General features: G+C 38.5%; 12 protein-coding genes and 1 riboswitch. All 12 genes read left to right on the top strand.

Annotated features, from left to right (window positions below; translation table 11 throughout):
- Positions 1–8 precede the first annotated feature (8 nt).
- Positions 9–1,796 carry an HD domain-containing phosphohydrolase gene (locus tag ISU02_RS13045; RefSeq protein ID WP_194702273.1) on the top strand — a complete coding sequence of 596 codons (1,788 nt, stop codon included), beginning with the start codon at positions 9–11 and terminating at the stop codon, positions 1,794–1,796.
- Between the two features lie 98 nt (positions 1,797–1,894).
- Positions 1,895–3,556, top strand: coding sequence for a glutamine--tRNA ligase/YqeY domain fusion protein (locus tag ISU02_RS13040; RefSeq protein WP_194702272.1), 1,662 nt, complete (start codon positions 1,895–1,897; stop codon positions 3,554–3,556).
- A 109-nt stretch (positions 3,557–3,665) separates the two neighbouring features.
- Positions 3,666–4,016: a PilZ domain-containing protein gene (locus tag ISU02_RS13035; protein WP_194702271.1), complete on the top strand. Its 351-nt coding sequence runs from the start codon at positions 3,666–3,668 to the stop codon at positions 4,014–4,016.
- A gap of 25 nt (positions 4,017–4,041) precedes the next feature.
- The gene (pepF, locus tag ISU02_RS13030; RefSeq protein WP_194702270.1) at positions 4,042–5,814 is read left to right on the top strand and encodes an oligoendopeptidase F; all 1,773 of its coding nucleotides are present in this window, start codon (positions 4,042–4,044) and stop codon (positions 5,812–5,814) included.
- 68 nt (positions 5,815–5,882) lie between these two features.
- Positions 5,883–5,976, top strand: a riboswitch (THF riboswitch).
- A 61-nt stretch (positions 5,977–6,037) separates the two neighbouring features.
- Positions 6,038–6,796, top strand: a complete 759-nt coding sequence (locus ISU02_RS13025; RefSeq protein ID WP_194702269.1) for a folate family ECF transporter S component — start codon at positions 6,038–6,040, stop codon at positions 6,794–6,796.
- A gap of 122 nt (positions 6,797–6,918) precedes the next feature.
- Positions 6,919–7,560 (top strand): endonuclease III, encoded by a 642-nt coding sequence (gene nth / locus ISU02_RS13020; RefSeq protein WP_194702268.1) that lies wholly within the window; start codon positions 6,919–6,921, stop codon positions 7,558–7,560.
- Complete coding sequence (locus ISU02_RS13015) at positions 7,557–9,644, top strand: cell division FtsA domain-containing protein (protein WP_194702267.1); 2,088 nt, start codon at positions 7,557–7,559, stop codon at positions 9,642–9,644. The genes nth and ISU02_RS13015 overlap by 4 nt, the downstream gene beginning before the upstream one ends.
- Before the next feature lie 18 nt (positions 9,645–9,662).
- Positions 9,663–10,367, top strand: coding sequence for a DUF2225 domain-containing protein (locus tag ISU02_RS13010; protein ID WP_207736299.1), 705 nt, complete (start codon positions 9,663–9,665; stop codon positions 10,365–10,367).
- Positions 10,368–10,370: 3 nt separating this feature from the next.
- Positions 10,371–10,967 (top strand): alpha-ribazole phosphatase, encoded by a 597-nt coding sequence (gene cobC / locus ISU02_RS13005; protein ID WP_194702265.1) that lies wholly within the window; start codon positions 10,371–10,373, stop codon positions 10,965–10,967.
- Between the two features lie 263 nt (positions 10,968–11,230).
- On the top strand, positions 11,231–11,695 hold the full coding sequence (locus ISU02_RS13000; RefSeq protein ID WP_194702264.1) for a chemotaxis protein CheX: 465 nt from the start codon (positions 11,231–11,233) through the stop codon (positions 11,693–11,695).
- 17 nt (positions 11,696–11,712) lie between these two features.
- Positions 11,713–12,183, top strand: coding sequence for a tRNA (uridine(34)/cytosine(34)/5-carboxymethylaminomethyluridine(34)-2'-O)-methyltransferase TrmL (gene trmL / locus ISU02_RS12995; protein WP_194702263.1), 471 nt, complete (start codon positions 11,713–11,715; stop codon positions 12,181–12,183).
- Between the two features lie 307 nt (positions 12,184–12,490).
- Positions 12,491–14,143 (top strand): Na/Pi cotransporter family protein, encoded by a 1,653-nt coding sequence (locus tag ISU02_RS12990; protein WP_228727814.1) that lies wholly within the window; start codon positions 12,491–12,493, stop codon positions 14,141–14,143.
- Positions 14,144–14,157 lie beyond the last annotated feature (14 nt).

The raw sequence follows: 14,157 nt of genomic DNA, 5'->3' as shown, positions 1-14,157 counted from the left end.
AGGTGCTTATGGCTCGTCTTCCAGATGTAATCTCAATGGATTTACAAGAAGCTTATGATATCATCAAGCAGACTAATTTGGTCATTTTTAAATGGACAATGTCAGGAGATATCCCCACTGATTTCGTGTCCGATAACATTTCAATATTTGGTTATAAACCAGAAGACTTTTATACGGGGGCACTTAAAGATTATTGGGCTTTTGTCTATGAATCTGATCGAGAAAAAATTCAAAATCTGTTTTACGATTTGAGTGAACAAAATTTAAGTCACTTTAAGAATCAATATAGGATTGTTTGCAAAGATGGTGAAGTGAGATGGGTTGAAGAATGTGTTATTCATGAGAGAGACAGTTCTGGCCAATTGATTCATAAAAAGGGCATCCTAAGGGATATTCACGATGCCGTACTCATTTCAGAAAAGCTTAAAGAAAGCGAAGCGAAATACAAAGAACTCTTTGATAATGCATCGGCCATCATTTTTACTTTTAACAAGCAGGGTGAAATTACCAATTACAATAAAACCTTTGTAGAGACGCTTAGAATTAAGAACAGTTCTGAAAACCATCTCATAGAAGATTTTTTAACGCCTTATTATAGGGACCATTCTCTGTTTACTGAGTGTGTTCAGAAGGTTGGCACGCGATTTGAACTCGAGATCATAGATCTTGAAGGGCAAAAGAAATTTGTTGAGCTCAACTATAGAATTGTTTACGAGGCGGGAGAACCATCTGTGGTTCATGCTGTGGGGCAAGACATTACGGTACGCAAGCTCGCCACAGAAAAAGTAGATTTTTTGACTTCACATGATGCACTGACAGGACTTCATAATAGGACCTATTTTGATCAGAAACTGTTGGCTTACAGAGAGGATGAAGAGAAGCCTGTATCCATTATCATAGGAGATGTCAATGGCCTTAAAATGGTAAACGATGCCTTTGGGCATAAACTTGGAGATGAGCTTTTGGTTAGAATGGCTCTCATTTTCAAAAGTGTTTTTTATGCGCCTAAAGACGTGATTGCAAGACTCAGCGGAGATGAATTCGCCATTATTACAGAGCGCAGGCATATTGAGGCATTAATTGATCGAATTCATGAAAAGTGCAATGCTGTGGTGGATTTTCCATTTAAAATTGATATTTCACTGGGATACTCAAGTCGCAGAAAATCCAATGTGGATATTGAAGGTATTTTTCGGGAAGCAGATCATCAAATGTATAAAAATAAGCTGAAAACCTCTAAACACATCAAGGCTACAATGATTCAAACCTTACAGCAGAAATTGTCTGAAGAGTCATTTGAGACGGTTGAACACACAGAACGTATTAAAATACTTAGTGAGAAAATAGGCAAATATCTTAATTTGAGTGAAACAAGCATGGAAGAGCTTGACCTGACGGCCATCATGCATGATATTGGGATGATTTCTATTCCAAAAGAAATTTTAAATAAACGTGGCAAGCTCACTCCAAAGGAAATGAAGGAAGTTATGAAACATGCTGAAATAGGCTACCATCTCTTAGTGGCAACCCCTAATTTGGCTGGCATTGGGGATTATGTTTTGGCGCATCATGAGAATTATGATGGCACGGGGTACCCTCAGGGATTGAGTGGCGGCGATATTCCTTTGATATCGAGAATTATTTCTGTTGCAGATGCCTATGAAGCCATGACGAACGTCCGCAATTATAGAGCAGTAAAAACACATAGACAAGCTGTTGATGAAATACTTCACCTGTCGGGAACACGATATGATCCTAGTGTTGTGCATGCTTTTTTGAAATCAATTGAAAAATAGAAAGGTTTTTCTGTGTAAATCAATTTTATATGGATTTTGGCTGTAATTTTTCTGGTTTTTAAGTATAATAGAGCTATGATTACTTTGGGAGGCAATTTATGAAAGACGAAACCATAATGGCATCAAATTTTATTCACAACATGATTGATGCAGATTTAGAAAACGGAAATGTAAAGAAAATCCATACGCGCTTTCCACCTGAGCCAAACGGTTATTTGCATGTGGGTCATGCGAAAGCGATTTTGATAAACTATTTGACCGCAAAAAAATATGGTGGGGAGTTCAATCTAAGATTTGATGATACAAACCCAGTAAAAGAAGACGTCGAATATGTCAATTCCATCAAAGAGGACATTCAATGGCTTGGATGTCAGTGGGATCACCTTTTCTACGCGTCAGATTACTTTGGTAAAATGTATGATTATGCCATGGAACTGGTCAAAAAAGGATTGGCTTTTGTGGATGATCAAACGGCAGAAGAGATAAGTGATACCAGAGGTTCACTAACGGAACCCGGTGTTGAAAGCCCATATCGCAATAGAAGCATCGAAGAAAATGCAAGTTTATTTGAAAAAATGAAAAAGGGTGATTTCCCAGATGGGTCACGTGTTTTAAGGGCAAAGATTGATATGAGTAGTCCTAATATTAACATGAGAGATCCTGTTATTTATCGAATTGCAAGGGCTACGCATCACAATACAGGTGACGAATGGTGTATTTATCCTATGTACGACTTTGCGCACCCCATTGAAGATGCCATTGAAGGCATATCGCACTCGTTGTGTTCTCTTGAATTTGAAAACCATAGACCACTTTACGATTGGGTTCTCATGAACCTTGACGATTATAAAGTGGAGAGACCAAGACAAATTGAGTTTGCAAAACTTTTCATTAAAGACTCTGTTTTGGGCAAACGCTATCTAAAGAAATTGGTGGATGACGGTAAAGTCGAAGGCTGGGATGATCCAAGGCTTGAAACGATATCGGGCATGAGACGAAGAGGGTTTACGCCAGAGTCTCTTAGAGACTTTACTGAAAGAATTGGTGTGGCGAAGAGCAATAGCATTGTGGATAGAGCGCTTCTTGAGTACTGTGTCAGAGAAGATTTGAAATTAAAAGCAAAACGCAAGATGGCCGTTCTTAAGCCGCTTAAAGTGACGATCACTAATTATCCAGAAGGGCAAGTTGAATGGCTTGATGATGAGGATAATACAGATAATGAAAACATGGGCGTTAGAAAAGTGCCATTTTCAAAACATCTCTATGTAGAGCAAGAAGATTTCATGGAAAATCCACCTAAAAAGTATCATCGCCTATATGTCGGCAACGAAGTTAGGTTTAGAAAAGCGTATTTTATCACTTGCAATGACGTGGTTAGAGATGCAGAGGGCAAAGTTATAGAATTACTTTGTACCTATGATCCTGAAACCAAAAGCGGCAGTGGCTTTGAAGGTCGTAAAGTCAAAGGAACGATTCACTGGGTATCGGCAGATCATGCAATGGATGCAACTGTGAGATTATATGAAAACTTAGTGATTAGAGAAGATGAAGAAGATGAAAATAGTGAACTTGTTCTCAATCCGAACTCTCTAATTACCTTAGAAAATTGCAAACTTGAACCGAGCTTTGTTGAAGTGAAACCGGGTGAACATGTTCAATTTCTGAGGAATGGTTATTTTGTGGCAGATACCAAATTAAGCACTGCTGAACATCTTGTATTTAATAGAGTTGTTTCACTAAAGAGTTCTTATAAAATATAAATTGAAAGCAGTTCCCTTGTGGGACTGTTTTTTTTATGGGATAAAAGGTATACTAGGGGTAGGTATAAAGTATTGACAGGTGTTCTCGTCAAGACAAGGAGTGAGAAAAATGGATAGACGCCATAGGCGACGACTTAGTAATTTGGGGATGATTGAGTCATTTAATTTTCACACGAACAATAGACTTGTGGAAATTAACAGTCCTGTTGAAATTTCATTAAAGGATATTTCGTTAGGAGGTCTCGGGATCAAATCAAATTGCTTTTTTGAAAATGATACAACCTTGAGCTTAGACATTCAATTTAATGAAGAGAACCATGTGGTTATCGGGAAAGTGGTATGGTGCCGAAAAAGTGGGAATTTTTACGATTGTGGTCTAAAATTGATTTATATGCCAGAACCACTCATCAACTTTTTAATGGAAATAGATGAAGATGAAGAAGTTAAGTATATGAATTAACGATTTTTTAGCAGAGGAGGATAAGATGGAAATTAATGAAAAATATAAATGGGATCTATCTGCACTTTTTATTTCAGATGATGCTTGGGAACAGGCTTACAGCGATGTGCAAAAGAGTACTGCAAGCATTGAAAAATTTAAAGGCAGACTTCTTGAAAGTCCAGAGGTTCTTTTAGAAGCCATACAGGTCAGTGAACAAATCGAGCGCAAATTGAGTGATGTTTCAGTTTATGCGCATCTCAAAAATGATGAAAACACAAAAGCGAGTCATTATCAAGGGTTGTATTCTAGAGCAGAGAGTTTAGTGGTTCATGTTTCAGAGAGCATGGCCTTTTTTGTGCCTGAGATCATGGCTGCCGATCAAAAACTTGTGGACCAATTTATATCAGAGCATAAGGGCCTTGAAGTCTATAAACACTTTTTTGAAAATCTATACAGAAATAAACCGCATGTGCGCTCAGAAGAGATCGAAATGATTTTAGCTCAGATGGATGAGATTTCAAGTGCACCGCATAATGCTTACAGTATGTTGCTCAACGCGGATATGAGTTTTGAACCCGTGATGGATTCAGAAGGTGTAGAACATAAGATTACAAATGGCAGCTACATTCCCTTGATGATGTCACAAGATAGAACACTTAGAAAAAATACTTTTGAGCGTTATTATAAATCATATGAAGCACATATTAATACCATTGCTTCTTTAATGCAAAGCGAAGTCAAAAAAAATATCTTTAACAGCAGAGTGAGAGGCTATGCTTCTGCACGTGAAGCTGCCCTGTTTGGAGGGAATATTCCTTTATCAGTACCCGATAAGTTGATTGAAGCGGTCAATGAGGCTCTTCCAGCTTTTCATAAGTACATGAAGCTCAGAAAAGAAGTGATGGGTCTAACGGAATTGCATCTTTATGATCTCTATAATCCAATGATTAAAGAGATTGATTTTAAAGTCACTTATGATGAAGCTGTGAGTCATGTTAAAGAAGCAGTTAAACCACTTGGAGAAAGTTATGTAAAAATGATGAGTCAAGCGTTCGATGAACGCTGGATTGATGTATATGAGACTGAGGGCAAGAGAAGCGGTGCCTATTCAAGTGGTACTTACGATTCAAAGCCGTATATTTTGCTCAACCATAAAGACAATGTAGACAGTATGTTTACACTGATTCATGAATTAGGGCATTCGATGCATACCTATTTATCCAGTCAACATCAACCTTATGTGTACGCCAATTACTCAATCTTTGTTGCAGAAGTTGCCTCTACCACAAATGAAGCTCTACTGAATGCCTATTTGATGGAGACATTAGAAGATGAGAGTCAAAAGAAATATATACTCAATCACTATTTAGAGCAGTTTAGAGGGACTATATTTAGACAGACAATGTTTGCTGAGTTTGAAAGAGACATCCATGCTCACGTTGAAGCTGGAGGGGCTCTAACGGCAGATTACCTTTGTGATCATTATTTAGCTCTAAACAAGAAATACTTTGGGGAAGACGTCTTTATTGATGAACAAATAAAATACGAATGGGCAAGGATTCCTCATATGTATTACAATTTTTATGTCTACCAATACGCAACGGGGTTTTCTGCAGCGGTGGCACTTGCCGATCAGATCCTTACAGGTGGGGAAGCAGCGGTAAAAAAATATTTGAATTTCTTATCCAGTGGTTCCAAGGCTTATCCAATAGAGGTTTTAAGGGCAGCAGGCGCGGATATGGAAACGGAAAAACCCGTGAAAAATGCACTCTCTGTTTTTGAGAAGACAGTCGAAGCCTTTTCACAATTGATATAACAGTTCATATATTAAAAAAAATTAGCTTGCAATGCTGTGGAAATCATGTAAAATAATCATACTACGGTGACAGAGTAAGTAAAATGCGTTAAGTGTTAAGGAATGGGAAGTTGTCCTTAAACGAAAGATTTATTTCTGCGATATTTTACTGCATCCGCTGTTGCATTATGATCTTCTTTAAGTAATGTGATAGTAGGATTACTATGAAAGGAGATATAAAAAGATGGAACTTAGAAAAAAGCGCTTGATGTCCACATCAAGTCTAGTTAAGGCTGCCTTGTTGGCGGCAATCAGCATTGTATTGACCAGAGTATTTTCAATTATGGTGCCACTCGGTGGCTTGCCAGCACTTCGCGTGGGATTTGGAAATATCCCCATTATCTTATCCGGTATGTTGTTTGGACCTTTAGCTGGAGGTATAACGGGACTGATTTCAGATTTATTAGGATATATAATGAGCCCGCAAGGTGCTTATTTTCCAGGGTTTACTTTAAGTTCGACACTTTTGGGCATTATACCAGGCGTACTCTATAAGACTTTAAAGATTCAAAAGCAAAGATTTAATTATAATTATGTGAACGCTATGATGGTTTTGAGTCTTGCAGTGGGCATCATCTGGGTGCTGTTTAGAAGTGAAGTCGTCGGGGTGAACAATGGCCATTTGATTTTAAACGATACGGCGTCGATTTATTTGTTCGCCGGCATTTCAGGGGTTGCTTTGTTGTTTGGCATAATGCCATTTTGGATATCCAAGCACATGAAGGGCGCGATCCCCAAAATTGGACTGGATAAATTGACGTTTACAGTGACATTGACTTATGTGTTGGTTTCACTTTTGATGAACACTTACTGGCTTTCTATCATGTTTGGTAAAGGTTTCATGATCTTTCTTCCCGGAAGAGTTGTGGCAGCTATCCCAACGATCCCGATTTACACCTTTATCTTATATACATTATCTCGATTTGTAGATTTTAGAGAATAGATTTAGAGAACATTATGTGATAGTCCACGCAAAAGTGTGGACTATTTTTATAAATATTTGCGACAATTATGATATAATATTTTTTGATGGAAACAGGGACAAAAGTCATAGATGAGGTTGATATGAAATTGACAAAAAAACAAACGATGGAAGTAATTGAACAACTTTTAGAATTGTATCCAGATGCAAGCCCTGAATTGGATTTTAGGACGCCTTACGAGCTATTGATAGCGGTAATACTCTCTGCACAGTGCACAGATGTACGCGTCAATATGGTGACGAAAGTTCTATTTGAAAAAGCAAATACGCCAGCACTTATGTGCCAACTCGAGATTGAAGAACTTGAGCGCATCATTAAACCTTGTGGCCTGTATAAAAATAAATCGAAAAATATATGGGCAACTTCTGAGATGATTATGAATGATTTTAATGGCGCTGTCCCCGAAAGCATAGAGCTTTTAATGACGTTGCCAGGTGTGGGTAAGAAGACAGCTAATGTGGTGGTCAGCAATGCTTTTGGTATTCCAGCTATTGCAGTAGATACGCATGTTTTTAGAGTTTCTAATAGAATCGGAATCGTATCAGCCAAAACAGTTGAAGATACGGAGAACCAATTGATGAAGAAAATAGATAGAGCACTTTGGACTAAATCGCACCATTTGCTTATATTCCACGGTAGAAGGGTCTGTAAAGCGAGAAAACCACTTTGTGAAGCATGTCCTTTGACATCAAATTGTGTTTACTATAAAAGGAGTGTCTTATGATAAATCCAGTAAAACTCAATGAAGTGCCTAAAAATTTACTCTATGCGCTCGATATTGGTACGCGCAACGTTGTGGGAACCATTGCCAAAAAAGAGGGCAGTGACTATGTCGTTGTGGATTACGAAATAATAGAGCACCCGGATCGGGCTATGTTTGACGGTCAGATTCACGATATCGGCAAAGTGACGGAAGTTGTTAAAGCTGTGACGAATCAATTGGAGCAAAGAAATGGTTTTAAGCTGGAACGTGCGGCGATAGCGGCGGCAGGTAGAGCACTTAAGACTGAACGTGCAAGTGCTCAGCGAGAACTCGATTTTACAAAAGAAATTAAGAAGACGCTACTGGATAGCATTGAAATGGAAGCCATTCAACAAGCTCAAAAAATACTGGTGGATGAACATCAAATAAAGTCCAACTATTATTGTGTGGGCTATAGTGTTATTAACTATTACTTAGATCAAAGCTTGATCCTAAATCCAATTGGGCATCGTGGTTCCAATATTGAAGTAGAGATTATTGCCACCTTCCTGCCGCACATAGTTGTAGACAGCTTGTATACCGTTATTCACAAATCAGGCCTTGAAGTCATGAATTTGACTCTTGAACCCATCGCCGCAATAAATGTTGCAATTCCAAATAATCTGAGACTTTTAAATCTGGCGCTTGTGGATGTAGGTGCTGGCACATCGGATATAGCCATATCCAAAGAGGGCACAGTGACCTCTTATGGGATGGTGTCTTTAGCAGGCGATGAAATCACAGAAAAATTAGCCCAAACTTATCTGCTCGACTTTAACAGAGCAGAAGCACTTAAAATAAGGCTTGCCACAACTGCTCAAAATACGTTTACAGATGTTCTTGGCATGTCACATGAAAAAGACACCGATGAGATTATGACACACTTAACAGAGACAATTGATTATATTACAACAGAGATCGCGGAAAATATTTTACAGCTCAATAAAAAACCACCCAGTGCCGTTTTCTGCATAGGCGGGGGCTCTCAGATACCAGGTTTTACAGAGTCTTTGTCGAAATCGCTTGGATTGCCTAAAGAACGTGTTGTGATTAAGACATGTGATGCGCTTGAAAAAATTAGATTCGAGAAGGCCCCTCTTGTTGGACCTGAGTTTATAACTCCTATTGGAATTGGTATCACTGCGTTTGAAGAACGAGAGCATGATTTTATACAAGTGAATGTAAATGACAGTGCGCTTAGACTCTTTAACTCTAAGCAGCTTCAGGTATCTGATGCGCTCATTCTTGCGGGTTTTAATGCAAGACGTCTCATTGCAGAGAGAGGACCTTCATTTACAGTGAACGTCAACGGCATCCCTAAGGTCATTAAAGGCGACTATGGCGAGCCGGCTCAGATTTATATCAATGGGGTTTTATCCAGCCTGGATTCTAAGATTAATCATAAAGATCAAATCAATGTGGTACCAGCAACTAAAGGCATCATTCGAACAATGTGCTTAAAAGAGATTATTAATTTTGATGCGGCGATTACTTTAAATGGTCAATCGATTAAAATCATTGATGGCGTGCGTGTCAATGATAGTTATAGAACCGGTGATTATGTGTTATGTGAGGGTGATGTTATTGAAACCGTCGGCATAGACACAATAAGAAATCTTGCGAAGCAGACAGAATTGGACATTAGAAGAGTGGTGTTTTCAAAAGGCGAACAAAATCTCGAACTGGAATACTGCCTTCAAAATGGCGATCAAATTGATTTCAAAATAGTAGAATCATTTGATTATGAGATTGAAGTGGATGAAATGGCGTCCACAGATGATTTTGACAATGTATTCGTGAATGGGCAGGAGATCTTGACAGAAACAGATTCTATTTTAGAAAAAAAGAGTGTAGGCGCTCAGGAATCCATTCAGGTTACTGTCAACGGAGAGTCTATCTGGATTTCTCAAAAAAATAAAGAAACGATATTTGTCGATATATTTGACCATATCGACTTTGACATTACACGTGCAAAGGGCATTCTCGTACTCAAACTCAATGGGGAACGTGCGCGTTACACAGATATTTTAAGACATGGTGATATTATAGACATCCATTGGCGTTAGGAAAGAAGGTTTTATTCATTGAGTGATTTGTTTGATAGGAAATACACTTGTGGCATATGTGGCAATCAATTTACTTCAAAGCAGGTAAAAACTTCGGCTTTGAGAGTTAAATCAAGAGAACGTGATTTCCATGCGTACTATAACAGTGAGAGTCCTATTTATTACGGCGTCATATGTTGTCCAAACTGTGGCTATGCAAAATTTGAAAGGGATTTCAAAATGCCCATATCGAGTGCAGATGTCCAATTGGTGAAATCGGTTATTTCATCCAATTGGCGATATCAGGATTTTTGCAATCAACGCGATGTCAAAACCGCTCTCAGGGTTCATATGGTTGCACTTGCAAATTATAAGGTGCTCAAGGTCAGTGCATATGTGCTAGGGAAACTTTATTTAAGATTGGCTTGGTTTTATCGAGAAGAAGCACAGCATGAGGAAGAGCTGAAATATTTAAAACTGGCTTTGGATGCATTTGTACAAGGGTTTGAAACGGAAAAAGATAATGGGAACGATGAAGGGGAACTCGAGACAATCTATATTGTTGGAGAACTCAACAGACGTATTGGCAATTATCAGGAAGCCATAAAATGGTTTAGCAGTGCAGTGAATCACGAACTGGCCTATAAGAATAGAATGATCAAAAATTATGCAAGAGACCAATGGGCACTTTGTGCAGAAGCTTATAAAATGGAAAAAAATAAGAGTAATAGTCAAGGAGCATAAAATATGAATATTTATCTGATTAGACACGGTGAGACATATGCCAACGAAAACAGTCAATTTGCGGGTTTTTGGGATGTTGAGCTCAATGAAAAAGGCAAAATACAAGCGGAGGTTGTGGCTGAAAAACTAAAAGATACGGTTTTTGATAAAATCTTTGTCTCTGACCTTCAGAGAGCACAAAATACCTGTGCGGCCATTGCAAGAAATCGTGATGTGACACCAATTGTCACAGAAAACCTCAGAGAGATGAATTTTGGAAATTGGGAAGGGTTAAAATTTGAGGACATTAAGGCACGTGACCCTGAACTTCTAAAGCAGTGGTTTGAGGATTACAAGCATTTTAAAGTGCCTGGTGGCGAAAGTACAGCTGAAATGTACGAACGCGTCACTCGATTTTTCAAATCTGTCCTAAGCGATTACAATACTGAAGAGCCTGTAAATTTACTCTTTGTTGCACATGGTGGCGTCATTCAAGCTTTGCTCAGTTATGTATGTCATGGGGCGCTGGAGGGCTATTGGCAATTCCGCGTTGAGAATTGTGGCATCAATCGCATAGAATATGTTATGGGGATGCCTGTGATCTATGCTATAAACAAATAGACAGATGGGATTATTGAGATTATTTGAGTAGTAAGATAAATTTTGGGGTATTATCGGATTAACAGTAATTTGGGTCATCGTCATTTACCCGTTATTTAGTTTAAATTATTTTATTTTTTCTTTAATTCATCCCCAAATGAAGTATATGAAAATTTGATTTGTGTATGTAGCACAAAAATTACAAAAAAAGCATTATTTATTGAGAAGTATGGTATATTATATATATTAAGAGAGTATGGGGACTCTAGATTGGAGGCGTTAATGTGAATGTAGAATATATTAATGCATTTGTCAAAGCATCAACAGAAGTTCTGAATAACTTTGTGACTGAAAAGTTTACAGTAGGAAAGCCAACGATAAGGAAAAATCCCTTTCCGACAAAAGAAATTGTCATCATGCTTGGGATTACAGGAGAAATTAAGGGACAGGCTGTGTTTAGTCTTTCTGAGGAAATGGCTAAGACGATTGCTTCAGGGATGATGATGGGAATGCCTGTGCCTGAGATTGATGAAATGGCGAAAAGCGCGCTCTCTGAACTTGGGAATATGATTATGGGTAACTCTGCGACATTACTGTTTAATCAGGGAATTCAGATTGATATCACGCCCCCAACTTTAGTAAGAGGTAATTCAATTGAAATTTCATCTGCGGGCATGGAGACGATCTTAGTGCCGCTTATTTCTTCAGTGGGAGATGTGGAATTCGATATTGGCATAAAAAAAACCTAGGAGAAATGATAGACGTCATGGCAATTCATATTGTATTGTATCAACCTGAAATACCACCTAATACTGGCAATATTGCTAGGACATGTGCGATTACTGGTGCAAAGCTACATTTGATTAAACCATTGGGCTTTTCCATCGATGACAAGCATGTTAAGCGTGCAGGGCTGGACTATTGGGAGCACTTAGATTTAGAAGTGCACGAGGATGATCATGCTTTCTTTGAAAAGTATGGTCATGAAAAGCTTTACTTTGCAACAACTAAGGCGGACCGTTATTACGATGAATTCAAATTTGAAGACGAGTGCTTCATCGTATTTGGCAAGGAGACAGCGGGATTGCCTGCTTATATTCATGAACGATATAGTGAAACAAGATTTAAAATACCCATGAGGCAACATGAGCATTTGAGAAGTTTGAATCTTTCAAATTCTGTGGCGATTATTTTATATGAAGCCCTGAGACAGAATGCTTTTTTTGATCTTAAATAATTAAGAATGAAGCCAAGGTTTAGAGAGATATATCATTTATTGGGCTAATAGATGTTCTGAAATTTGGTTAAATAAGATCACTACAATGATTAAAAAATCATTAATTGTAGTGGTTTTTTTATGAATACAACCCTTTGGGAGATGTCTCCCACTGAATGCAATCCTAACGGATTGCGAAAGGGCTACGAAGGTAGCGAAGCAGACTGAGTATGCTTCTACTATAGTTTAATGGTAGGCGCAAATGTTGTACAAAGGTTGCTAAGTGGACTGAGTATACGTTTTTAATGAGATTTGAAGGGAGATTTGTATGGAGGTTATATCTTCAAAGGAAATTATGGGAATCCTGTTTCCTTTGCTGGGTGGATTGGGGCTTTTTCTTTATGGTATGACAATAATGAGTGAGGGGTTGGAAAAGTCAGCAGGTAATAAACTTGAAAAAATCATTGAAAAGATATCCGGGAACATTGTTGTGGGTGTTTTTGCTGGTGCTCTGGTGACAGTGATCGTTCAGAGTTCGTCTGCAACAACGGTGATGGTTGTGGGTTTTGTCAATGCAGGCATCATGAATCTCACACAAGCGATTGGCTTGATTATGGGTGCCAATATAGGGACGACGATTACAGCGCAATTGGTCTCTATAGAGTTGACTGCACTGGCGCCAGTTGCAATTGCAATTGGAACGGGTGTGAAACTCTTTTCCAAGAACAATAAAAATATTGTCATTGGAGAAATCGTACTTGGATTTGGTATTTTATTCTTAGGCATGGATCTCATGAAAGAAGCTATGGCACCTCTTAAAGGTTACCAAGGCTTTAACGATATGATTATCAGTTTTGGAACAGGTGGCATTTGGGGCACTATTAAAGGCTTTTTTGCAGGCTTTTTAATCACTGCTGTGGTACAGAGTTCAAGTGCCACCACAGGGATACTTGTGGCGCTTGCCGGGACAGGAGTTTTGCCTATAGAGGCGGCTTTACCGGTGTTGCTTGGAACAAACGTGGGCACTTGCGTAACTGCTCTAATTTCATCAATAAGTGCCAATAGAACTGCAAAGAGAGCTGCTGTTATGCATTTGCTCTTTAATGTCATTGGGACATTTATCTTTATCGTCTTCTTCAGCCATATTACGGTGTCCTTTGTTAAATCGATCAGCAGTGATGCTTCAAGGCAACTTGCCAATGCACATACTTTTTTTAATCTCCTCAATACACTGTTATTGTTGCCATTTGCTGGTCTCATTGTCAAAATGGTGGAGAAAATCATACCAGAGAGTCAAGAGGAAAGAGATGCAGTGGTAATGGGTGTTAAATATTTAGATGATCGTATTTTAGAAACGCCATCTATTGCATTTGGTCAAGTGATTAAAGAAGTGCTTCACATGGGTAATTTGGCAATGCTCTCATTTGATAGTGCAGCTGAAGCGGTTCAAACCAATAACCCAAAGATGGTTGAAAAGACCTTTAGAATAGAAAAGACAATCAACGCACTCGAAAGAGAGATCAGCAACTATTTGGTCAAATTGTCCAATACTGCAATTGGGGATAATGATCGTAAACTATTAGATGGCCTATTCAGTACGGTAAACGATATTGAACGGGTAGGGGATCATTCGGATAATCTTGCGGAATTGGCTCTATTTAAAATTGAAAATAACATTGAGTTTTCTGATAAAGCTGTTTTGGAGCTCGTTGGAATGGTTGGCAAAGTCCGAAGCGGTTTTGAGCTTTCACTTAGTTCTATGAAAGATACAGATTTTAAAGAGGCGCAGGAAGTCATTGAACTTGAAGGCGAAATCGACCTGATGGAAAAGACACTGAGAAAAACACATATCAGGAGATTAAACGAAGGCCGTTGTGAAACCAACGCAGGCATTATATTCTTAGATATCATTTCTAATCTAGAGCGTATTTCTGATCATTCATCCAACATTGCATTGGCAGTAATGGATGTTAGAGGTTAACTTACTGTATTGCA

It is taken from the genome of Fusibacter ferrireducens (genome assembly GCF_015352425.1).
Classification (GTDB): domain Bacteria; phylum Bacillota; class Clostridia; order Peptostreptococcales; family Acidaminobacteraceae; genus Fusibacter_A; species Fusibacter_A ferrireducens.
This window is presented reverse-complemented; position numbering and strand designations above follow the sequence as displayed.